Annotated in this window: 23 protein-coding genes and 1 pseudogene; 3 read left to right on the top strand and 21 right to left on the bottom strand. The window is 44.8% G+C overall.

What is annotated here, in order from left to right; all coding sequences use genetic code 11:
• Positions 1-4 precede the first annotated feature (4 nt).
• Together OXN25_00600 and OXN25_00595 are read right to left on the bottom strand one after the other, a co-directional pair.
• Positions 5-466 carry a hypothetical protein gene (locus tag OXN25_00600; GenBank protein ID MDE0423345.1) on the bottom strand — a complete coding sequence of 154 codons (462 nt, stop codon included), beginning with the start codon at positions 464-466 and terminating at the stop codon, positions 5-7.
• Positions 447-1,382, bottom strand: a complete 936-nt coding sequence (locus OXN25_00595; protein MDE0423344.1) for a site-specific DNA-methyltransferase — start codon at positions 1,380-1,382, stop codon at positions 447-449. Before OXN25_00595 ends, OXN25_00600 begins: the two co-directional genes overlap by 20 nt.
• A 640-nt stretch (positions 1,383-2,022) precedes the next feature.
• Here OXN25_00595 and OXN25_00590 point away from each other — a divergent pair.
• Positions 2,023-2,865, top strand: a pseudogene (locus OXN25_00590) (transposase).
• 109 nt (positions 2,866-2,974) lie between these two features.
• Here the strand turns inward: OXN25_00590 and OXN25_00585 are convergent.
• Together OXN25_00585 and OXN25_00580 are read right to left on the bottom strand one after the other, a co-directional pair.
• Positions 2,975-3,442, bottom strand: a complete 468-nt coding sequence (locus OXN25_00585) for a transposase (GenBank protein ID MDE0423343.1) — start codon at positions 3,440-3,442, stop codon at positions 2,975-2,977.
• A 162-nt stretch (positions 3,443-3,604) separates the two neighbouring features.
• Positions 3,605-4,246 carry a transposase gene (locus OXN25_00580; protein MDE0423342.1) on the bottom strand — a complete coding sequence of 214 codons (642 nt, stop codon included), beginning with the start codon at positions 4,244-4,246 and terminating at the stop codon, positions 3,605-3,607.
• 242 nt (positions 4,247-4,488) lie between these two features.
• Between OXN25_00580 and OXN25_00575 the strand changes: the two genes are divergently transcribed.
• Together OXN25_00575 and OXN25_00570 are read left to right on the top strand one after the other, a co-directional pair.
• The gene (locus OXN25_00575) at positions 4,489-4,791 is read left to right on the top strand and encodes a hypothetical protein (protein MDE0423341.1); all 303 of its coding nucleotides are present in this window, start codon (positions 4,489-4,491) and stop codon (positions 4,789-4,791) included.
• 101 nt (positions 4,792-4,892) lie between these two features.
• On the top strand, positions 4,893-5,981 hold the full coding sequence (locus OXN25_00570) for a Gfo/Idh/MocA family oxidoreductase (protein MDE0423340.1): 1,089 nt from the start codon (positions 4,893-4,895) through the stop codon (positions 5,979-5,981).
• Positions 5,982-6,021: 40 nt separating this feature from the next.
• Here the strand turns inward: OXN25_00570 and OXN25_00565 are convergent, their stop codons facing one another.
• The 17 genes from OXN25_00565 to sufB all read right to left on the bottom strand — a co-directional run bounded on the left by OXN25_00565 (position 6,022) and on the right by sufB (position 19,707).
• Positions 6,022-6,198, bottom strand: coding sequence for a hypothetical protein (locus OXN25_00565; GenBank protein MDE0423339.1), 177 nt, complete (start codon positions 6,196-6,198; stop codon positions 6,022-6,024).
• A 13-nt stretch (positions 6,199-6,211) separates the two neighbouring features.
• Positions 6,212-6,541 carry a rhodanese-like domain-containing protein gene (locus OXN25_00560; GenBank protein ID MDE0423338.1) on the bottom strand — a complete coding sequence of 110 codons (330 nt, stop codon included), beginning with the start codon at positions 6,539-6,541 and terminating at the stop codon, positions 6,212-6,214.
• 9 nt (positions 6,542-6,550) lie between these two features.
• Entirely contained in the window at positions 6,551-6,943 is a 393-nt protein-coding gene (locus tag OXN25_00555) for a DUF971 domain-containing protein (protein MDE0423337.1), read from the bottom strand.
• A 36-nt stretch (positions 6,944-6,979) separates the two neighbouring features.
• Positions 6,980-7,282 (bottom strand): iron-sulfur cluster assembly protein, encoded by a 303-nt coding sequence (locus OXN25_00550; protein MDE0423336.1) that lies wholly within the window; start codon positions 7,280-7,282, stop codon positions 6,980-6,982.
• A 97-nt stretch (positions 7,283-7,379) separates the two neighbouring features.
• Entirely contained in the window at positions 7,380-7,694 is a 315-nt protein-coding gene (locus OXN25_00545; protein ID MDE0423335.1) for a non-heme iron oxygenase ferredoxin subunit, read from the bottom strand.
• Between the two features lie 81 nt (positions 7,695-7,775).
• Positions 7,776-8,105, bottom strand: a complete 330-nt coding sequence (locus OXN25_00540; protein MDE0423334.1) for a hypothetical protein — start codon at positions 8,103-8,105, stop codon at positions 7,776-7,778.
• Positions 8,098-8,331, bottom strand: a complete 234-nt coding sequence (locus OXN25_00535) for a hypothetical protein (protein MDE0423333.1) — start codon at positions 8,329-8,331, stop codon at positions 8,098-8,100. The genes OXN25_00540 and OXN25_00535 overlap by 8 nt, the downstream gene beginning before the upstream one ends.
• A gap of 116 nt (positions 8,332-8,447) precedes the next feature.
• The gene (locus tag OXN25_00530; protein ID MDE0423332.1) at positions 8,448-8,837 is read right to left on the bottom strand and encodes an SUF system NifU family Fe-S cluster assembly protein; all 390 of its coding nucleotides are present in this window, start codon (positions 8,835-8,837) and stop codon (positions 8,448-8,450) included.
• Positions 8,834-10,078 (bottom strand): cysteine desulfurase, encoded by a 1,245-nt coding sequence (locus tag OXN25_00525; GenBank protein MDE0423331.1) that lies wholly within the window; start codon positions 10,076-10,078, stop codon positions 8,834-8,836. The genes OXN25_00530 and OXN25_00525 overlap by 4 nt, the downstream gene beginning before the upstream one ends.
• Before the next feature lie 187 nt (positions 10,079-10,265).
• Positions 10,266-12,062, bottom strand: a complete 1,797-nt coding sequence (locus OXN25_00520; protein ID MDE0423330.1) for a DUF262 domain-containing protein — start codon at positions 12,060-12,062, stop codon at positions 10,266-10,268.
• A 103-nt stretch (positions 12,063-12,165) separates the two neighbouring features.
• Positions 12,166-12,897, bottom strand: coding sequence for a gamma-glutamyl-gamma-aminobutyrate hydrolase family protein (locus OXN25_00515; GenBank protein ID MDE0423329.1), 732 nt, complete (start codon positions 12,895-12,897; stop codon positions 12,166-12,168).
• Between the two features lie 113 nt (positions 12,898-13,010).
• Positions 13,011-14,516, bottom strand: coding sequence for a site-specific DNA-methyltransferase (locus OXN25_00510; GenBank protein MDE0423328.1), 1,506 nt, complete (start codon positions 14,514-14,516; stop codon positions 13,011-13,013).
• 211 nt (positions 14,517-14,727) lie between these two features.
• The gene (locus OXN25_00505; GenBank protein MDE0423327.1) at positions 14,728-15,567 is read right to left on the bottom strand and encodes a type I restriction endonuclease; all 840 of its coding nucleotides are present in this window, start codon (positions 15,565-15,567) and stop codon (positions 14,728-14,730) included.
• Between the two features lie 15 nt (positions 15,568-15,582).
• Positions 15,583-16,182 (bottom strand): hypothetical protein, encoded by a 600-nt coding sequence (locus tag OXN25_00500; protein MDE0423326.1) that lies wholly within the window; start codon positions 16,180-16,182, stop codon positions 15,583-15,585.
• 69 nt (positions 16,183-16,251) lie between these two features.
• On the bottom strand, positions 16,252-16,593 hold the full coding sequence (locus OXN25_00495) for a glutaredoxin (GenBank protein MDE0423325.1): 342 nt from the start codon (positions 16,591-16,593) through the stop codon (positions 16,252-16,254).
• 146 nt (positions 16,594-16,739) lie between these two features.
• Positions 16,740-18,101: a Fe-S cluster assembly protein SufD gene (gene sufD, locus OXN25_00490; protein ID MDE0423324.1), complete on the bottom strand. Its 1,362-nt coding sequence runs from the start codon at positions 18,099-18,101 to the stop codon at positions 16,740-16,742.
• A gap of 187 nt (positions 18,102-18,288) precedes the next feature.
• Positions 18,289-19,707 carry a Fe-S cluster assembly protein SufB gene (gene sufB / locus OXN25_00485; GenBank protein ID MDE0423323.1) on the bottom strand — a complete coding sequence of 473 codons (1,419 nt, stop codon included), beginning with the start codon at positions 19,705-19,707 and terminating at the stop codon, positions 18,289-18,291.
• Positions 19,708-19,728: the final 21 nt, after the last annotated feature.

Genomic DNA, 19,728 nt, shown 5'->3' with positions numbered 1-19,728 from the left:
TCGTTTATTTCGCAGCTATATTGATCACTGCTAACAAAATGTAAACACTACGTACATATACTATCCGATAGATATGATGCCTTCCTGTATCGTCATCCACTTTACGATAAGGAATTGATAAAATCTCTGAACTATTATTACTTAGATATTCTGTGATGTCTTCAAGATTGCCGTCAAAACGTCCCAATCGATGCCCTGATAACTCTAGATATCCTCTTTTTACAGTACCAGATTTGATTTGTAATGCGTATCCCGTATTATTTACCACAACTCGTATATCAGCTTCATCATCATGTCCTGCTTCTGTCCAAGTAGCATAATGTCGGGCTGTACTATCTGATTGAATGGCTTTGAATATAAGTTCTTCTAGTTCCCAACCCAAACAACGTCCACCATCGAATAATTCATGATATTTCTTTAAGCTTTGTTGCAAGGTCTGTTGCATTCTAGGCGTTAATCGGTACACTGTCAGCCTCCCTTACCCATACCAGTTGTTCGGCATCGTATCCGAGCCACTGTTTTGCAAAATCAACAAATTCAGGATTTATTTCTATACCGAGATATTCAACACCTAATGACTGAGCCACGACGCATTCTGAACCCGAACCTGCGAACGGGATAAGGACCCTGCCGCCATCTCCGTTGATACGAGACCGGATAAGCCGTCTGGTTAATTCCATAGGCTTTTGGGTTGGATGCTTTAGGACATCGTGTCCGCGGTGCTCAGATAAATGTTCAGGTGGATAAATTTGAGATCCACAAGTTTTACAAACAAACCATCTTTCAGCACGCCCCGCTCCCCCTGCCAAAGCTGGAATTTTAATAACATCTCTGGGTAAAGCCCCATTCTCATGTGCCTGATAAATGGTTGTTTTGCCGGATCTTCCATAACGAGAAGGGGTGTTTTTGCGTTCTTTTCCCGCTGCGTTTTTTAAGAAACTTGCAGTATAAGGCTCTCTAATTGGGTCTATTTCCAGGCCTGGGCGCTCGGTGTTCGGCTTCCAAAGACATAATATTGTTTCATGGGACCTTTGCCAAAATTTGAGGGACGGAACTGTTTTGTTGGTGTAATGCCATGCCAGCCAACGTTGCTCGTTGATGGGAAAGCGGACAGAAATTCTTGCAATAATTTCGGGAAACCCATAAAGATAAAGCAAACCATCATCTGTCAAAAGATGCAAACAGTCTTTTATCCATAATTCTGCCCATGCTACGTAGTCATCCATTGGCATAGAGGCACTATTATTACCGAAATCCTTACCGATATTGTACGGCGGGTCTGCAATAATTATATGGTATTGCTTTTTGCTTTTCATCAGCTCTGGTAAGACCTTTGTTGTATCTCCAACTATGACTGTATTGGTGAATGTATTTTCCTTCATACCAAATTTCCTAATTTACCCTTTATGAAAAATTTGAGTTTCTTTTCAATACCTGCATCTTCTATATCAGAGCCATTCAATTGTCGGTTTTTTGCCAATTCTTGCGGCATTGTCGCGAGCAGAGCTCACTCCCACAGCAAAGAGTGCTTCGGCAGAAAATCAAAGTTATTGGAGAATTGAATGCCTCTGTCTTCTATGTATTTTAGCATGTCCGGGGCAATTTTGTCAAATAGAAAAATAGGGACATTCAGTTTTCTGATGGAATAGATGGGAAGCCCTTTGAGCCGGGAAACTTACAGATTTCTCAGACAGAGATGCTAAAGCTGAATGGCCTTGATTATTCGTTTCAGCGTGTTGCAAAGGTTTTGAAGTATATGATACAATGTCTTCTATATCATAGCAATACCTTTGCCACTTTATCCGGGTCTGGTTTGGGGGGAGTGTAATGAATAGCCCCAATAGAACCGAGGTGTTCAGCGATGTTGTGAATAACACTGGTTTCAGGTTTTTGTGGAAGTATTTTTTAGGACTTACGCAGTAAGTTAGATTTGTGTTATACTTTTGTATTATGACGACCCTAACTGTTTGAGAAAAAAGATACCCGTTACTATCGGATTATTGCCAGTTTCTCTTAGCCAGTTTTCACAACTTTACGCAGACGTATTTTGCGGAGCATACAGACCGATGGAGTCATGACCAACTCAATCGGTTGCTGCGTGAAGAACGTATCTCTGCGGGAGACCTCTGGCGCTCGGTGAAAAATGACATTGAGTTTGACCCCGATGGCTACCTGATCTTTGACGATACCGTTGTGGCAAAACCGTATGCCAAAGCGATTCAAAGCGTTCGTAGACAATGGAGCGGTTCAGAGAAGCGCGTCATTACAGGGATCGGTATCGTCACATGCCGCTATGTCAATCCAAAGACGCAGGCGTATTGGATCATTGATTATCGTATTTATGACAGTGACCGAGATGGTAAAACCAAACTTCAGCATCTTGTAGATATGTTGCGAAATGCCCCCTTCGTCAAACGTCTTGCGTTTCGGAGGGTGCTGATGGATACTTGGTATGCTTCAATGAAGGTCATGAAAGCGATTGAAGCACTTTCTAAGGTCTCCTATGCCCCTGTGAAACGCAGCCGGCTCGTCAGCACTTCAGTTGCCTCAGGCTACCAACGTGTAGAGGCGTTGACGTGGACGGCTTCGGAAGTGCCTACGGGCAAACTTGTGCATATCCGAAAGTTCCCGAAAGACCATCAAGTGAAGGTGTTCCGGATAGCGTCTGCCTCTGGACGCACGGCATATATTGTAACCAACGATTTATCTCAATGCGATGTTGAGGCGACGCACGAGACCTGTCGGCTCCGCTGGAAGGTTGAGCAACTTCATCGGGAACTGAAACAAACCACAGGTATTGGCAGCTGCCAAAGTCGTCTCCATCGTGCCCAACGCAATCACATTGCGTGTTGTTTATGGGTTTAGGTGAGTTTGACGCGTGCCGCACGTGCAGCCGGTCAAACCATTTATCAACTCAAAGAAAGTTTACTTGAGGATTACATACGAAAACAACTTCACAAACCTACTATTTCTGTCAATATTGCGTAAGTCCTATTTTTAATGTTTCTTGTAAATATCTGAGTCCTCTGTAACGTGCTTTGATGTCTAAGACGCCAAAACCGGGATGTTCCGGGTTTCCGAACATCTCACGGAGTTTCGCTGAAACATTGACCATGAACATGGACAGGTTCGCAGCAGTGTTGACCGGTATCTCCTTGACGTTGATAAAATCGTCTAAGCCCCAAAACTGTTTTGCGTCCCGGAAGTTGAACTCAATTTGAAATCGGAGCGCGTAATAATCACTCATTGTTTCGGCATCCAACTCGAGATCGGAGGCGAAAAATAAAACGTGTGATGTCTCTTTTGTCTTTGCGTCAGTTTTTCGCAAACACACGACATTCAAGGGGTCCGGGAAGCGTTTGGGTTTCCGACATTCTATTTCATAGACTTCCGTGGTGATGTTGCCTTGCGTCTGTGTTGAAACCCGATATTTGCTGTCAATCTCTTTAGGATTGAACTTTTCACCATAGATAGCGGGTGTCCGCGTCCTTGATAAGGTGTCGCCGGTGGCAAATACAAGGCTGCATCTCTACGAAGTTTTGAAATCAGATGGAGATCACAGTTTCTGAGCATCTGTAGCGTGTTATTGTTTCCGAAGTAGCCATCATCGAATCGGTATGAAACCTCTAATCGTTGCTAAGACCGTCTTGAGCATAGATTGGCTCTGTTTCAAAGTGTCGTTGAGGACGATCTCGGACTTGTTTCGATCTTTGCTCCCTTTCGGACGTCCCGGTTTACCTTGTGTTTCCGAAGTTTTTGAGACAGTGCGTTCTTTGCGTGATGTTTGGATCGTTTTCGGTGTCGTTGATGCTTCCCCTCGGACGATCTGTTCCATACACATTGGGTATGAACGGCGCTGCTTGATGCTGATGATTGACACCGCAAAAAATACCAGACCCGGTATGACTTTACCGATTATTGATGAGAAAAAACGCGATAAACCGTATGTGGCATCGCCTGATTTTGGCACAACTGTTTCATCACCGGCAAGCAAATATACATCATCGGGATCATACAGATGTGCTCTAAAGAAGACCCAAAAAAGTCTGCTCCAAGGGATGAGTGTGTTGTAAAACCTTTGGATCGTGCGATAACTCCCGCCTTCTTTCGTCCAACGAGAGATATTTCGCAGCGTTACGCCCCCGGTCATCGCAAGCACTGCGAACACGATTTCGCAGAACTGACGAGGCGTTGGTGCTGATAAATATGGACTGAAAACTGTAAATAAGGATACAATCTCTGACATGGGTAAACATCCTTGTAAGTTGGGTTTGTTTCACCTATAACTTTAGGATATTTACCCTATTTAGTCAATCATTTTGGCGAAGGTATTGTATCATAGGAGAAAGGGTTCATAATGTCTGACAAAACGAAGAATGACTTGCTGCCAGAAACTGAAGGTATAACAGATTTTGGAATTGAATCGTTTCCTTCGACTGAAGGTTGAAAACCACACCATCTTTGCCTGAATACAAGAAAGGAGATTATATGAATAATCCACATACACGACTTCGGGTTACGATGCTTGATGGAGAAATTATTCAATGCCATATAGCAGCAGATACTGTAGAAAAGGTGATTTTTAGACTTGGCCCTGAGCGTGTCTTAAGCGTAGATGACAACAATATGCTTATTTCACGGTTTCAGTTATCTTCAAGCAGTCGGCAATTCGATAAAGTGGGTGAGTACTATATATCGAGAGATCTAAGAAACGAACACAAAAAAGCATGTCTTGACAGAATTGCTGAGCGTCTTGGTGTCTCAATGAAAGTCGAAATTATTCCGAAATAGGCTTCTATTGTTTATCAAGTACCATACACCTCTTGAGCCAAGCGTAACATTATCTGGAAGTCTTTATTAATTTCTTGGAAAATAGACGAAGGAGATTCATAATGGCAGATCAATTGAGAGTTGGGATTGTTGGGGCGCATCGAGGGAGTTCTTACGTCGTACCTTTCAAAGCGATAGCGGAAACCGATGTAACGGCGGTTTGTGACATCAATGAGGAAACCCTCCAGAACGTTGCTGAACGGTTTAGTATTCCGCAGAAGTTCACAGATTATGGTGCGATGTTGGATGCAGTCGATCTGGTTGTCCTCGCCACTCCTGAGAACTTGCACGTACCGCAGTCAATCGAGGCATTAGAAGCCGGGAAACACGTTATTAGTGAGGTAACTGCTGCTGTCAAGTTAGAGGAGTGCTACGACTTGGTTCGGGCGGTTCGGAAGTCGTCTGCGAAGTACACAATGGCTGAAAATACCTGCTACTCGAAATCAAACGTACTCATCCGCAGCATGGTAGAGGCGGGAATGTTTGGGGATGTCTATTTCGGGGAGGGAGAGTATCTTCACAACATTAAATCTCTCCATCACGATGCAGATGGCAACCCAACGTGGCGTTACTATTGGCAGGTAGGCATTAATCGGTGCAACTATGCGACACATAGTCTCGGTCCGGTGCTGCAGTGGTTCGGTGGACGAGTTGTGAGTGTCTGTTGTCTTGGAACGGGTGTCAATACCGATCCGGAACATGCGATGGAAGATACCGTGATGATGCTGTGTAAGACCGATGGCGGTGGGTTAATCAAAATTCGGATTGATATGCTCTCGAACCGTCCTGCGAATTCCTATTTCAGCTTGCAAGGGACAAAAGGCTGCTATGAGAGTTCGCGTGGATTGGGTGCGGCACCGAAGATTTGGTTGGATGAGTTCTCGGTAGCTGAGCAGTGGCGACCGCTTTCGCAGTTTGAAGACTGCTTACCCGAACGATGGAAGAACCCGCCTGCTGAGTCTGAGAATGCGGGCGATCTGGGTGAGTATTTCAAGGTGCGGGATTTTGTTGATAGTATCCTCACGGATACGCCGCCGCCGCTTGATGTCTATACGGCAATGGATTTCACAGTGCCGGGATTGGTTTCGGAGCAGTCGATCGCAAGCGGTGGCGCACCGATGGAAGTTCCAGATTTTCGGAAAATTGAATAACAAAGTGGCGGTGGAGGGTAGAATTGATCTCGGAACGATCTTAATATTCTACCTCTACAGGATCAAAAACAAGCCCGCAGCTGCTGCAGCGGTATCCGCTATCCAGGTCGGCCTCGACGAGTGGGAAGAGCATGCCACAGCAAATCGGACACGGTTCGTCAATCTCCATTTGGGCTTGTTCTATTTCACCGGAGCGGTTTTCAAATTCAACAATCATGTGGGTTCTCCTTTTAATATCTCGGTAGCGTTGGGTCAATTTCGGCTGCCCACTGGTCAATACCACCTGCGAGGTTTTTGGCATCACGGAATCCGTTTTGGTGCAGGTAGGCGGTGGCATAGAGGCTTCGTTGTCCGTGATGGCAGTAGACAACAATCTCTTGTTCTGCTGGGAGACTCTCTATGTGGTGCGGTAGGGTGTTGAGCGGTATTAGTCTCGCACCTTCGAGATGCACGATGTCATATTCGCTCTGCTCGCGGACATCAAGCAACAACACGGATGCGTCTGTGTCTAATTTTTGTTTCAGTTCCTGTGGGGAAATTTCGGGAATCTGCGTTTGCATGATTTATATTTATTTTTCCGGGTTTTCTTTCTCCGGTTCGAGCGGTGGTGATGGTGCGCACTCTGGACACGGACACGTCTCGCGTAAAACTTCAAAAGGGTAGATACCGGTAGCGTGTCCATCGTTCCAATTAAACTGTAAGGCGTAACGACCAACCAATTGGATATCAAGGGGTTGAATATCGTCTGAGACTGCAATGAGCGTTATATCTCCGTCGCCTTGCGGTGAAAAGAGGGAGTGGACATCTCTGCCTTTGTGCCGGATGATGGCGCATTCAGCGCACGGACACATCTGACGGAGGTAGGGATATGGATACCAACTACTATGCCCGTCTTTCCACTCTATCTGAAAGGCATTCGGATGTTTCTTGAGGAGTTTCGGTTGTTTTGCAATCCTGTTCATGATACAGGTTACGGCACACGGCGTGTGCCTACTACTTTAAAAGATACCGAGTTCGTCTCTTGCGTCTTCGCTCATCATTTCCATGGTCCAACGCGGGTCCCAAACGACATTGACATTCACTTCATTAACGCCTTCCATCTGCTGCGTGACGTGCTGGGTGCCGTTGACAATCTGTCCACCGGCGGGACATCCTGGACTCGTTAAAGTCATCGTAATATCGACCGTTGTGTCGTTGATGTCAACACCGTAGATGAGTCCCATGTCAACGATATTAATACCGATTTCTGGATCAATAATATTTTCTTTGATAGTCTCTAAGACAGATGCTTCTGATACCATTTAAATTCCCTCCTGTAACGTGAGCTCGATTGTAGGGCAAACTGTTAGTTTGCGTGTCAAACAGGCACAAACTGACAGTTTGTGCTACAAAGTCCCTTTATTCATCAAGGCTGATAAGAATGTCATCATCCTCAACTTTGACGGTGTAACATTCGATGTCTTCAACCGCAGGCATACAGAGTGCTTTTCCGGTTTTCACGCAGAAACGAGCACCGTGTCGGGGGCATTCGATTTCGTCGCCACTGAACCAACCTTCGGCTAATGGCCCGTCATCATGTGTACAAACGTCCTCTATGGCATAGAATTCGCCTTGCACATTGAAGAGTAGCACTGGCACAAAATCCACTTCAACCAATTTCTTGGTGCCGGGTGGGGTTTCACTAACTTTTGCAACTTTATAGAATTGTGGCATATTCGTGTTTTTTTTTCCTTTTCTTCGCTTTGTTAGTCTTTGGAGCTTGTAAGTACAAACATATACCGAAGGAACTCTGTTTTAACGCATCGTATAAGCTCTAACATGTGGACCTACAGTTAAAAAAACAACCGTTTCAGATTCTTTTTCATCGCAGAAACAATACTGACACTCTTTAATTGATTGGCATTCTTCACAAATAACAAAAATTATTCGGAAATTTCTATCTACCCGAGAACTACGACAACCCCGTAAATCTAATCCACCGGAAACTCGCCCGAGACGCTCCGTGCGATCATAGGGATTTACAAGAATCTGCTCAATTTTTCGTTGGATACGTTGACGTAAATTTGAATAACGAATAAGATTGCGGACGAATCGCTCTTCATAGAACGCCTGATAGTTATCCATTCCAAATCTCTTCGTGGGTGTAAAACTTTAACTGTCCGGTTTTTTTGCGTTCAAGAATATCCTCCATATCTTCATAAAGTGGAGATTCCTTGTCAAGGTGAAAAAACCCTAACTCCTGCACCGCAAATTCGACCAGTTCTTCACGAACAACCTTGCGAATGACCTCTTCCAACTGCTGAACACTTAGTGTAACTTTAGTTTCTTGTGGTGCTGTGTCATTACTCATTACGTTCAAACTCCTTTTGCTTCACGGACTCAAGGACTCTCCAGCAGCTAAAAAGCGGTGCAGATAAATAAAGTATACCTTACATTCTTTTACGCAGTTCCGTTTGAAAAATGTTCCTACTCATCTTCTTCACCGGGCCACGCTGTAATGCCATACGCACCGGCTTTGAGGACTTTGAGTGCTAATAAGGCGCACTTGAGACGAACGGGACCCAAAGGGATGCCAATCATATCCAAAATGTCATCTTTTGAGAGTTGTTTGACTTCATCAAGGGTTTTCCCCTCAATTTCCTCCGTCAGCATAGACGCAGCGGCTAAACTGATGGTGCAGCCATGACCACTAAAGCGAACCTCTTTAACCGTATCGTCTTCAATGATCAGGTCAATGCGGATCCTGTCTCCACAAAGTGGATTGTCTTCTTCGTGCGAAATATCAGGATTCGGCAACGTTCCGTAGTTGCTCGGATTTTCGTAGTGGTCAAGCAGTTCTTCCTGATATATGTTCATACTTTTCTCCGGGTCATAAGTTTCTGTGCTCTGCAAAGCCCTTCATATAAGCGATCCACGTCTTCAATCGTGTTGTAAAGGTAAAAACTGGCACGGATGGTCGCGATGACATCTAATCTTTTCATGAGCGGTTGTGCACAGTGATGTCCGGCACGGACAGCAACGCCGTGTGTGTCCAAGATGCCAGCGACATCGTGTGGGTGGATGCCGTCCATACTAAAAGAGATGACCCCCATTTTCTGATGCGGTGCCGGTCCGTACAGGGTAATACCTTCGATTTGTTCTAAACGTTGATGTGCGTATTTTAACAGTTCTTGTTCGTGAACATGGATTGCTGCTAAATTCGCTTGTGTGATATACTCAACGGCATGTCCGAGCCCAATGGCTTCGGCAATGCTTGGCGTTCCTGCCTCGAATTTGGCGGGCAGTTCTGCGTAACTGGACACATCCCGTTCAACACTCCGAATCATTGAACCACCGCCGAGAAAAGGGGGCATTTCCTCAAGCAGTTCCGATTTACCGTATAGGACACCGATACCGGTCGGACCACACATTTTATGTCCTGAGAACGCCAGAAAATCACAATCCAGTTGCTGAACATCGACCTGAAAGTGTGGCACGGATTGCGCTGCGTCAACAATCACTTTCGCGCCGACAGCATGCGCTGTCTCAATGATAGACTGGATCGGATTGATGGTGCCGAGTACATTAGAAACGTGTCCTATAGCGACAAGTTTCGTTTTTTCGGTCAGTAGGTCACGGAGTTGTGTGAAGTCGAGTAATCCCTCATCTGTTATTTCAAGGAACCGGAGCGTCGCCCCCGTGCGCTGTGCCAGCAACTGCCAAGGCACGAGATTGCTGTGGTGCTCCATGATGGAGAGAACAATTTCATCGCCTTCACGGATATTTGTGCTTCCCCAGCTGTAAGCGACAAGGTTGATAGATTCCGTTGTGTTCCGCGTGAAAATGACCTGCCGCGACCGAGGTGCGTTAATCAGCTGGGCGACCTTCTCTCTTGCGCGCTCATACTGTTCCGTCGCCTCCTCTGAGATCCGATAGATGCCGCGATGGATATTTGAACGATAGGTATCGTAATAGGCATCCATTGCTTCAACAACAGGACGTGGGGTCTGGGTTGAGGCGGCGTTATCCAAAAAAGCGAGCGGCGGTGTCGTCGCGAAGATCGGAAAATCTTTGCGGATGGCTTCGATATCAAAGGGACGGAATTCTGAGGTGTGCATTGTTATTTAACCTGTTTTTTTGTTCATTACTCTATTAATGTCTGAATCGCGGATTACATAGATTTCACGGATTTTCGTTTCGATTTTATCATGATTTTGAAAATTCAACCTAAACCTTATACGAACTGCCCAAACTACAGTAGCAGGGTCCATTTTCCGAACAGTCGATGGTTTCTAATACATAGAGTTACAAACTCTCATAGTATTCCCGTATTTTAGCAGCCATAAGTTTTCTACGCTTCTCCAAAAACGCAGCGTAGTTATCCGAAGTTAAATCCGCTATTTGTATATCTGAAGGAATACAGTGCTGATCAAGATTGGTTTGCAGCTCTTCACAGTTGTTTATCTCCACTCCATACGGAGGGCTTCCAATACTGCACCCTTCTTGCAATTTTTCAAAATAGGTGGCTGGGGATTTATCACCGATACGGATATTAATAGGTCTTTGCATTACTACTAAGTTAGCAATCTGGTTGTAGTCTTTAGCGACAAAACCTTGCCTTTGCAAATACTTACTCGGAAATATGTGATGAATATCTCTCTGGCCTTCAAGCAAATTCTGGACAGTCATATCTCGCGAGAGACAACCATTATCAGCAGCTTTCACTTGGCTAGCTAAAAAAGCGTTGAAATATGGATTTTTCCGACTTGATGTTTGCATTTCCTGTGGTAATCTTTCACTCCAAAAAATATCTGACAATTCTGTCCGCTCTATTCTATTCAGAACCGTTTCTGGTCCGTCTTTGACAATATTCTGTATATCTCGCTCAAAAACCGTTTCCACCGATGTAGAGTATCTACCCGTTAAAGTTGACATTACAAACCAACGCCGCACCAGGCGTTCTATGTTTTCACCCGCTATCTCTCCTAACTTCAACATTAAAAATAGCCCATAAGCGAAATTGACAGCATTCATTGAACTAATCATTGATTTATCTACAAATCCAGCTGACCTCAATATCATAACAAAGTTCTCAAAACGATTTTGATTGATATAATCAATAATTCCTTTTTTAAGCTGACGAAAGGAGTCCTCAACAATATCTTCTCTAAATTCCTGTGCCTCAAAATCCCGTCCTGATAGGAGCGCGACTAAATCCGTTAACCGGGCACGTTTGAATCCTACCATAAAAATTACCCGAAGCATATCCGTGTAAGATGGCTGATAGATATCACTATTAGCGTTCTGGATCCATTTTATTTTATTAAAGTATTCAGACTCAGCAAAATCAGTATCTCTGACTATATTGTTAATTGCTGCTGATGAGACTGTAAGATGAGAGAAATAATCAATACACTTGCGGAGTTGTGAACCCTCATATTTTTCACCCGCAGCGATTTTAGACATGACAAAATCTGATGCATTCAACGCAACCCCTTTAGAATTAATCCTGATAAAGATTTCTGCAACTGTTTCCACATCCAGATTTGCTTCCAACTCAATAACCCCAACTGGAGTATTTTTAATACTCAGCAGAGAATCGATACTCTCAAAGACGACCGCCTCCTCTATGCCGTCGTTTTTATTGCAGAACTTTTTTACAAACTTAAATGGCTTAAACCCATCACCAAAAAGGGTGGAGATGTCGTTGATCCATTTTGGGTCTTTGCTGATAGCAGGATTTACTACCTCAAACCGTTTTTCAATTGGATGAAAGGCGATAGTAATCCGTTTACGCTTAAAACCTCTGGTGACTACTTCTCCGCCCAGCAATGATGTTTTAAGGGAAATAACACGCTGTTGACCATCAATCAAAATTCGTTTCCCGATGGCTATATTTCCATCTTTGAGACGAACATCAGGATTCTGCCACGTGATCAAATAGCCAATAGGGTAACCTTGATAGAGTGAATCAATGAGATCACGAACCCGAGGTGGTTTCCAAATAAAAGGTCTCTGAATTTCGGGTATTGCTATTCGATCCTCTCCAATCCAGTTTAGTATATTACTAATATTATAATTCTGTGGTTGAAATCTTTGCATTTTCTTGTTCCTTATTAACCGGACGAAATTCTGAGGTGTGCATTTTTTGCTATGTCATGTTAGATCAGAAAATTGACCCGTATAGTGCGTTTAGAAACTGCAACTATTTGTGATGCGCTCTGTATGTTGTAGCGGCATTGATGAACGCTTCAAATAACCTTTCAGCATGTGCATAAAATTTCCGATCATGCAAGGGTGGTTTCTTATCTATCCACATCCGTTCCGGGTGGTATTGCACGCCTATAGCGAACTGATTTGATTTTGAGGGATATTCCATTGCTTCAATAATTCCATCTTTGGATTGCGCTGTCACCACCAATCCTTTGCCAATTACTTTCACTGCTTGGTGATGGCTTGAAGTGACTTCGGTATTGCCCTTGTGTGTGATTTGACAGAGCTGACCGCTTGGTTGAATTTGGATACTATGCCAAAGATCGTCTGACTTTTCGGGTATCTCATAAGTCAAGTGGTCTCCAATCTGTTCTGGAATATGTTGATACAGACTGCCGCCCCTTTCAACATTCATAATCTGGATACCGCGACAAATACCAAAAACAGGCATATCCTTTTCAATTGCCTTTCGGAATAATGACATTTCAAATTCGTCTTTTGCTCTGTTGACATTTTTAGTCTCACAATGCCGCTCTTCACCGAAAAGGTCTGGATCAATATCACCGCCGCCGGGGAGTAAAAGCCCATGAATTTGATCAATATACCGATTAACAGCCTGCTCATCATCTATTAGTAATTCCTCAACTGCTCCACCATGTGTCTCAATTGCCTTTTTATAATTTTCAAATTTGTACCCTTTGACGATTCCAATTTTAGGGGGCATGTTTTAGCCTCTATCTTTCTGATAGTTTAGGTTTACGTATTGCCTCTTAACCTATTTTGTTGTTTATCGTTTGAATCGCGGATAAAGCCGCGCCTGCAAGAATGCTTATTTTGTCAATCAACATTCCCGCGCAGATTAAAATTTATCTGGGCATCTGTAAAATGCCGCTCCATTCTCCGCGTTGGCTCAAGCCACGCTGCAGGTAAACGAATGAGCTCCTGCAATCTGCTTGGATTTTCAAAATATGTGTCATCTATCTGCCAGAACTGCAAGCGCGGATATGTGACGTTGTTATGTGAGAATGTTCCCATATCTGCGGCTTCTTGACGCATGCCATCACTGACAGGTTTAATTGTGATAAACACCCCGATCGCATCGTGTTTATTCATTGTGTGACAAAAGGCGCGGACTTGGCCAATTGTTGGTGTACCGCTTTTGACTTCCGCGAGGATACGGGTGTTTGTCGTTTGCCCATCCTCTGGGTCCCAAAGCGTAATGTGTCCAACCTCTGCTTCGCCATCCTTACCACCATCGCCGACAGACTTTGTCGGTTGAAGCCCAAGCCGTGTAACTGCCCAATTAGAAAAGTCGTGATATTTCCGTTCGTCGCGGACAAGCATGTGTACTTCTTGCATATTTGTCGGATAGCCGTGGATTTCGTAGTCTCTTGATGGTTGCAAGCCATGCCTGTCAGCAAGACGACGGCGCATTGGGTCAATCCCTATCCAAAACCGATTGAGTGTTTCTGCTGCGTCTATTGTTGTACCGCAACCGGCAAAGGGATCCATCACGAGATCGCCTTCGTTACTTGAGGCTTTGATCATCCGATCGTAGAGGGAGCGCGGTTTTTGTGTTGGGTAGCCAAGACGTTCTTTGGAAGATGGCATAACAGGTTGCATCACCCACCAATCTTCTGGGTGTTTTCCTTTCTCGTTCATATTGTAGTTATCATAAACCCTATCGCCTCTGAACGCCCTCGCCTTATATTTTAGTCTCTCTTGGCTCTTTTCTGAATAAGGCTGTCTAATGTCATCAACATTAAAAGTTATATTATTCGTTTTAGCATACCTAAATATAATATCGTGTTTTCTTGAAAAATATTTTTTCGGAACACCGCCGCCTCTATAACACCATACAATCTCATTCCGAAAATACTCATTTTTGCTATGATTATCTTGATCCCATATTGCGTCCATCACGCCTTTGAGATAGTGGCTGGCAGTTGGATCGCAGTGTAGGTAGATGCTGCCTGTGTCTTTGAGGATTCGGTGCATCTCTACCAGCCGCGGTCCCATAAACGCCAGATACGCACGCGTCGCTCCTTTGTTCCCAGACACTGCATTTTGCAGCACGAGGTCATACCCTTTCAGGCAGGTATCCAGTGCTTTGTAAGCGTCACTGGTGCGGGCGCGTCTTTCTATATCGGCGCGGGAATCCTGTGCGGGGTCGTCCCATATCCAAGTGTCCGTGAACGCTTTAGATTGCGCCAACGAGTCTGTCAGGAACGCGTTATAGTCACGTCCGCTGTTGAAAGGCGGGTCGGTGCATATCAGGTCGACGCGTTGGTCACTCATCTCTCGCATGACTTCAAGGTTGTCGCCGAAGTATAGGGTGTTCATTTTCTTTTTCGTCTGAATCACGAATTGTCTAAACCAGCATTTACAAGATTATAAGATTATCAGAATTATATATTCCGATATTCTCAATATTTCTCAATTAATTCCACCTTCAGGTGAATACCGAGTTTGTCAGCGAGTCTCTCAAGAATTTCTTTTTTCTGGAATCCTTTGTTATCGTTGTTGATGAAATATTTTCCTCGCTGGATGCAGGTTAATTTGTAATCTTTTCTTGCGAAACTTTTTGATAGTCATTTTTAATTGCCGTAACAGCTTTCCCTTTTTGAACTGCTTCATAGTTCAGGTATCTGTCAAGGCGCTCGGCACTTTTCTCACTGTCGATTTCGATCATGTCTAATTCGTATACCTTATGTTCCTTGTATTTTCCTTCTCCCGTTGCGTGAAAAAATCGCCATATCTGACCATCAGTGAGAATTGCGATTGGTACTCCTTCACCAAAAGCATATCTGAATAATTGTTCCTCTGCCCCTTCAAGATTGCCAACTTGTTTAACTTCAATAAAGACAAGAGGCTTTCCTGGTGGGTGACACAGCGCAAAGTCAACTCTCTGTCCCTCCACTGCATATTCAGGAATAATGATCTGAGGTGTGAATTTCGGCCATCCTAATGCCTCAAATAATCTTTGCACAATACCAAAAGAGACGGCAGCCTCGTTTGAAAACGCGCCTTGTTTTAACTGATTTCGTATATCATCAATGTGTTCCTTAAGTGTCATTTCAATGTTCTGTTGCACAACATGTTCCTGAAGAATCTGAACAATCTTAGGAGCAATTGGTCGTAGTTTTTCTTCTAATACGTCATCATCAATAGAAAGGAATATACCTTTGTCTACATCTAACGGAAAAGCTTTATCCTGTTTTATACCGTTCAGAGCATAACGGACACGCACAAATGGGCTATATCTACGACCTTCCCGATAAGGTTCTTCCACACTTAAAAACTCAATGGAGTCAGTACTGGGGACCCGCCCTTCCAAGTCTATAGTCTTAAATGTAAGTTCAAGTTTATTGACATTATCAACTATATGTTTCATGAAAGTACTCCTTGTTTATTGTGAGAAAGGCATATCAACAAAGACATCAAAACAGTTCACGACACAAGTTGCCGGGATACTCCCGTAAGCAAGAATTTCAGCATCTCGTAAGGCTCTGACTAATGTTTCCAATTCAAGGGACAAGTTAGGTGGACGAGGTGTGCCTTCGCTCAACGGAGGCTGCTGCGAATGCTGGACCAAAAAATGTCCCAGATTTCTTGGATTTACAACGCCTAACAGGAATTCTTGGGATCCGTCGTGCTGGTAAGCGGGCCCAATAGTAGGTGGAAAAGGTAATGTTTGAGCAACTTCTTTAACGGGATCCAACATCTTCAGGCCAGAAGGTAGTGGATCCTGAAACTCTATTTCATAAACATAAGCAGGTTTGCTTGGTGTTGGAATCTCTGGACTACTTAATAGTGCATAGTCCCTAGCCACTGCATACGAGAGCGAGAGTGAAATAAAAGGACTGTTGTTAGTTCCTCTTGAAATATGCTGCATTAGACGGGCAGTTGTGGGTGTCATTTCCGGTGCTCTTGCTGTAAAACCAATTTCTGTCGGATTGTTGATATGCCAGTAAGTATCAACCCCCGCTCCCCGATAGAATATTGACATAAGCTTTCTTTAAGTGCATTCGCATTCGTAATGGCGAGGCATAAACGCCTCGCCTATAGGAAAAGACAATTACCTACCCGGGAAGCCGATACTGACAGCAGACGGTCCATGATCCTCACATGCCTGATCCGTTGGGACATCGGTTTCAGCATCGCTCGATTGGACGATCCCTTCCGAGACCAGGTAGTGTTCCACCTCGTCGCCACTGACATCGGCAAGTATTATATCGTCAATCTGGACGCACGGTTGATAAGGCTGCCGCGTCTTCTGAACCATTTCACGATAGTTGTCTGCGTTGTTAATAATGTCCCTATCTTCGTAGTCCAATCCGTATTTTGCAAAGATGGCACGAACCCCGTTGCTCCATCCACAAACGGGTTTCATATAAGCGATAATTTTCGGTTGACTCATTGTGAGTTTCTCCTTTTTTATTGGTTATTGGTTGTCGGTTATCAGTGTTAGACGAAAACCTCTTAACTGAAAACTGAAAGGGTTGCGTAGCAACCCCCGGTTCATGCCACACGGCATGAATACCGTTGATTACTGAAAACTGACAACTACTCAAGTTTGCGCGTAATAGACGTACTTAACTCTCTCTGAACGGATTCTAACGGGATACGTTCCATGACGGGTTGAAAAAAACCATCAACAATCAATTTTTCAGCTTGTGCATAAGGTAGCCCGCGGCTCATGAGGTAAAAGACCTGATCGGCATCAATCTTTCCTGCAGTTGCGCCGTGTGTACAACGGACTTCATGTGCCTCAATTTCCAAACCGGGCAAAGTATCGGCATGTGCCCGTTCGCTTAGCAACAAATTATCGTTTTTCTGGTAGGCATCGGTATGGTTCGCTGCCGGATAGACGTAAATGTTCCCACCCCATGCGGTTTGTGCCCTATCTTTCAAGACAGTCCGATACAAGAGATCACTGATGGTATGCGGTGAAGCGTGTTCCTGTGCCGTACTCACATCGAAATGTTGACGAGCATCCGTGAAAGCCAATCCCAGCATTTGTGCGCTGCTGCCAGCCCCGTCCAAGACAACCGCTTGGTTTATTTTGCTAAGTCTGCTGCCAAATGTAGCAGTGACCCAGCAGAGCTGCGCATCTCTGGCGACTGTCGCACGGTGTGTCGCGAAGTTCCAGACCTGTCGATTCCAATCTTGGACTTGCACATAAGTCACCTTGGCATTTTGTCCTGCGAAAATCTCGACTGCACCACTATGGAAACCGCTCGCCTCTGGATCGGTAGACGAGTTGTCCTCCAAAATCGCAACTTCGCTACCTTCTTCGGCGATGATAAGCACATGCGATAGGTCGGCATGTGCTGCTTCGGACATCCGAATGTAGACGCGGAGCGGCAGTTCAACTTTTACGCCTTTTGGGACATGTAATAGATAACCGCCTTGCCAGAAGGCACCGTGAAGCGCGTCAAATTTGTTGTGTCGCGCAATATTTCCACTTTTCAGCGTCGTCTCCAAGGTTGCTGCCTTGGTCATGAAGTAGTCACGGAGGAGTTCCGGTTGTTCTTGCAGGGCAGTGCGGAGATGTGCAAAGTAGACCCCGTGTTCTTTCAGCGTTTGTGCATCCGAACTGTATTGAAGTTGACCGTCAGCTTGCAGCAGCAGCCCGGCTGTTCCCTCATCGTTGTAGTCTACATTTTCTGCCGATAGTTCACCGTTCGTCGGTGCATTCGGATAATATTTTTCGAGCGCGAAGCCTCGGAGCGATCGCCGACTTCGCCGCCAGTAATCTTGGGTACGCATATCAACGGTGCGTCGCCAAACATCATCTTTGGTTGTGTGTGGCATCGGCAAGGATTCATAAAGTGCATAAGCCTCCAACCGCTTCTCACGCATCCATTTTGGCTCAGTTTCTGTTATTTTTTGAAGAAATTCTTTTGAAAATTCGCCTTTTTGCAATTTTTTGTTATCCTTTATTGGTTGTTGGTTGTCGGTTGTCAGTTTTCGGTTAAGAGGTTGATGTAACAATCCACCACTTTCAAGAGTGTTTCAAGAATGTAAAGCAAAGACAAATTTTGCCGCATGTGGGCAAATTGTTACAAAGCATCTCTTAACCAATAACCAACAACTAACAACTAATAACCATTTAACCAATTGAACCTTCCATTTGAAGTTGGATGAGGCGGTTCATCTCAACAGCGTATTCCATCGGAAGTTCCTTCACGAGCGGCTCAATGAACCCGTTCACAATCATAGTAGAAGCTTCCTCCTCCGAAAGTCCACGGCTCATGAGGTAGAAGAGCTGCTCTTCTCCGATTTTGCTGACGCGCGCCTCATGCTCAATATGGGTGTCATTTTCACTAATTTCAATGACCGGATAGGTATCCGAACGCGAGTCCTTGTCAAGGAGGAGTGCATCACAAACAACGTGTGATCTGCATCCTTTCGCCCCTTTTGCGACATCGACCCATCCGCGATAACTGGAGCGTCCACCATCTTTGCTGATACTTTTTGAGGTAATTTGCGAAGAGGTGTGAGGTGCGCAGTGATAGACTTTCGCGCCAGCGTCCTGGTGCTGCCCTTTGCTGGCGAAAGCGATGGAGAGGATCTCGCCACGCGCCCCGGGTTCCATCATGTAGACACTCGGATACTTCATCGTTAACTTACTACCGAGATTGCCGTCAACCCATTCCATTTGAGCATCTTCGTAAGCGACAGCGCGCTTTGTAACGAGATTGTATACATTGTTTGCCCAATTCTGGATGGTTGTGTAGCGCACCCGAGAACCTTTCATGCAAACGATCTCAACAACTGCGCTGTGCAAGGATTCGCTGCTATATGTCGGTGCCGTGCAACCCTCAACATAGTGTACCTGTGACCCTTCGTCAGCGATGATGAGCGTACGCTCGAATTGTCCCATGTTCTCGCTATTGATTCGGAAATAGGCTTGCAAAGGATATTCGACCTTCACACCCGGTGGGACATAAACGAAACTTCCACCACTCCAGGCAGCACTGTTGAGTGCAGCGAACTGATTGTCCGCTGAAGGGATGATGGTTCCGAAGTACTTCTTCACGAGATCCGGGTATTCTTTAATAGCGGTATCAGTATCAAGGAAGACAACACCAATTTTATCTAATTCTTCGACGATATTGTGGTAGACGACTTCTGAATCGTACTGTGCACCAACACCAGCGAGGAATTTCCGTTCGGCTTCAGGGATACCCAATCGATCGAAGGTTTTCTTGATGTCATCAGGGACATCATCCCAACTCCGTTCACTCCGGTCAGAGGCTTTGACGTAATAGTAGATGTCGTCAAAATCGAGTTGTGAGAGGTCACCACCCCATTTTGTCATCGGTTTCTGTTTGAAGATCCGATAAGCGTCGAGTCGGTATTGACGCATCCAATCGGGTTCGCCTTTGATATCGGACATTTCATTGATAACTTCTTCGTCTAACCCTTTGCGCGACTTGAATGTCGGTTTAATATCATCATGGAACCCGTATTGATATTCTTTACTAATCCCAAGTTCTTCTATAGTGTTCTTTTCAGAAGTTGCCATTTTGCCTTCTCCTTTTCTGTT

Source organism: Candidatus Poribacteria bacterium (genome assembly GCA_028820845.1).
Classification (GTDB): domain Bacteria; phylum Poribacteria; class WGA-4E; order WGA-4E; family WGA-3G; genus WGA-3G.
Note: the sequence above shows the minus strand (reverse complement) of the source record. Positions and strands in the feature narration are given on the sequence as shown.

Coding starts and splice junctions, on each gene's coding strand:
- OXN25_00570 (MDE0423340.1), top strand. CDS start 4,893: ATGGCAGATCAATTGAGAGTTGGGATTGTTGGGGCGCATCGAGGGAGT.
- OXN25_00505 (MDE0423327.1), bottom strand. CDS start 15,567: ATGAAACATATAGTTGATAATGTCAATAAACTTGAACTTACATTTAAG.
- OXN25_00540 (MDE0423334.1), bottom strand. CDS start 8,105: ATGGATAACTATCAGGCGTTCTATGAAGAGCGATTCGTCCGCAATCTT.
- OXN25_00565 (MDE0423339.1), bottom strand. CDS start 6,198: ATGATTGTTGAATTTGAAAACCGCTCCGGTGAAATAGAACAAGCCCAA.
- OXN25_00575 (MDE0423341.1), top strand. CDS start 4,489: ATGAATAATCCACATACACGACTTCGGGTTACGATGCTTGATGGAGAA.
- OXN25_00545 (MDE0423335.1), bottom strand. CDS start 7,694: ATGCCACAATTCTATAAAGTTGCAAAAGTTAGTGAAACCCCACCCGGC.
- OXN25_00510 (MDE0423328.1), bottom strand. CDS start 14,516: ATGAACACCCTATACTTCGGCGACAACCTTGAAGTCATGCGAGAGATG.
- OXN25_00495 (MDE0423325.1), bottom strand. CDS start 16,593: ATGAGTCAACCGAAAATTATCGCTTATATGAAACCCGTTTGTGGATGG.
- OXN25_00535 (MDE0423333.1), bottom strand. CDS start 8,331: ATGAGTAATGACACAGCACCACAAGAAACTAAAGTTACACTAAGTGTT.
- OXN25_00525 (MDE0423331.1), bottom strand. CDS start 10,078: ATGCACACCTCAGAATTCCGTCCCTTTGATATCGAAGCCATCCGCAAA.
- OXN25_00580 (MDE0423342.1), bottom strand. CDS start 4,246: ATGTCAGAGATTGTATCCTTATTTACAGTTTTCAGTCCATATTTATCA.
- OXN25_00595 (MDE0423344.1), bottom strand. CDS start 1,382: ATGAAGGAAAATACATTCACCAATACAGTCATAGTTGGAGATACAACA.
- sufB (MDE0423323.1), bottom strand. CDS start 19,707: ATGGCAACTTCTGAAAAGAACACTATAGAAGAACTTGGGATTAGTAAA.
- OXN25_00560 (MDE0423338.1), bottom strand. CDS start 6,541: ATGCAAACGCAGATTCCCGAAATTTCCCCACAGGAACTGAAACAAAAA.
- OXN25_00530 (MDE0423332.1), bottom strand. CDS start 8,837: ATGAACATATATCAGGAAGAACTGCTTGACCACTACGAAAATCCGAGC.
- OXN25_00500 (MDE0423326.1), bottom strand. CDS start 16,182: ATGTCAATATTCTATCGGGGAGCGGGGGTTGATACTTACTGGCATATC.
- OXN25_00550 (MDE0423336.1), bottom strand. CDS start 7,282: ATGGTATCAGAAGCATCTGTCTTAGAGACTATCAAAGAAAATATTATT.
- OXN25_00515 (MDE0423329.1), bottom strand. CDS start 12,897: ATGCCCCCTAAAATTGGAATCGTCAAAGGGTACAAATTTGAAAATTAT.
- OXN25_00520 (MDE0423330.1), bottom strand. CDS start 12,062: ATGCAAAGATTTCAACCACAGAATTATAATATTAGTAATATACTAAAC.
- OXN25_00555 (MDE0423337.1), bottom strand. CDS start 6,943: ATGAACAGGATTGCAAAACAACCGAAACTCCTCAAGAAACATCCGAAT.